This is a genomic window from Streptomyces sp. NRRL S-495, from assembly GCF_000966955.1.
GTDB classification, from domain to species: Bacteria; Actinomycetota; Actinomycetes; order Streptomycetales; family Streptomycetaceae; genus Kitasatospora; species Kitasatospora purpeofusca.
Genome location: NZ_JZWY01000238.1, coordinates 1 through 1,292 on the forward strand (window position 1 = coordinate 1; position 1,292 = coordinate 1,292).

The 1,292-nt window shown below is 76.2% G+C and carries 2 protein-coding genes; both read left to right on the plus strand.

Annotated features, from left to right (window positions below):
• A partial coding sequence (locus tag VR45_RS13855; protein ID WP_045940040.1) for a hypothetical protein occupies positions 1-846 on the plus strand: 846 nt, incomplete at its 5' end.
• Between the two features lie 243 nt (positions 847-1,089).
• On the plus strand, positions 1,090-1,292 hold a 203-nt coding region (locus VR45_RS13860; protein ID WP_045940041.1), incomplete at its 3' end, for an ATP-binding cassette domain-containing protein.

Below are 1,292 nucleotides of genomic sequence, written 5' to 3' on the forward strand. Positions count from 1 at the left end.
CACGCCAACAAGCCGGTCCCGTTCGGCGACCGGGTGGCCGCGCGGAGCGCCGCCGACCCGAGCGCCGACCCCACCGCGACCCTCGCCGCCGCCGACCTCGACCTGCGGGTCGGCCCCGGCCTGGAGGCCTACCACCGGGCCACCGGCGAGCACGCCTGGTCCTACCAGCGGGAGGGCGCCACCGCGCTCTACCTGTCGATGGCCGGCGAGAACGCCGTAGTGGTCTGGGACGACGGCCTGGTCACCTCGGTGCGCCCCGGCGACCAGCAGGTCCGCTGGCACCGCGCGGTACCCGGCCTCGCGGACTGGCTGCGCGCCGCGGGCGAGCCCGGCGCCGACAAGCGCACCGAGGAGCAGCGCAAGCAGCAGGCGACCGAGCGGGCCTCGGCCGCGCTGCGCACCGTCCAGCAGTCCACCCCCTGGGTGGCGGTGGTCACGCCCCAGCTGACCATGGGCTTCCGGGACGCCGACGGCGACCTGCGCTACAACTCCAAGCCCGCCGGCAACTGCGTCTACGACCCGGAGCGCACGGTCGCCACCGACTACGCGGTACTGGTCCCGCGCAGCTGCGCCAACAGCACCGGGCAGCAGGTCTCCGGCGGCATCTCCGGCTACCGGCTGGACAGCACCGGCTGGCAGCTGAACTCCGGCCCCGGCGTCTCGATGAAGGCGCTGGACGAGCGCCGGGTGCTGATCTCGGACGGGCCGATCGTCACCCCGCGGGTCTTCGACACCTGGGCCGCCGCCCCCGAGGCCGCCTGCGGCAGCGCGGCCGAGCCGTTCGCCGCCGTCCCCCCGGCGGGCGGCTGCGCGGCGCCGGACGCGGACAGCCCGCAGGCCCGGTAGCCGCTGCCGTCCGGCGCCCGGGCCGTCCGGCCGGGGCCTGCCGGGTACCCCGGGCGGGTAGCTCCTCCGGGGCCGCGCGCGCGGCCCGGTAGACTTGCTGTCATGGCTGTTCTCTCCGGGCACTAGCGGGTGCGCGGCACCGCCCCGAGCGGTCCGCCGAACCCCGTCGACGACGCCCTTTCCCGCCGCCTCGGCCCGAGTCCGTCCGGTCGCCCGCCCACGTCCCAGGAGTAGTGCCCAGCCATGATTTCCGTCAACGGCCTCGAACTGCGCGCCGGCGCCCGGATCCTGATCGAGTCCGCGAACTTCAAGGTCGCCTCCGGCGACCGGATCGGCCTGGTCGGGCGCAACGGCGCCGGCAAGACCACGCTGACCAAGGTGCTGGCCGGCGAGGGCATCCCCGCGGCCGGCAGCGTGATCCGCTCCGGCGAGGTCGGCTACCTGCC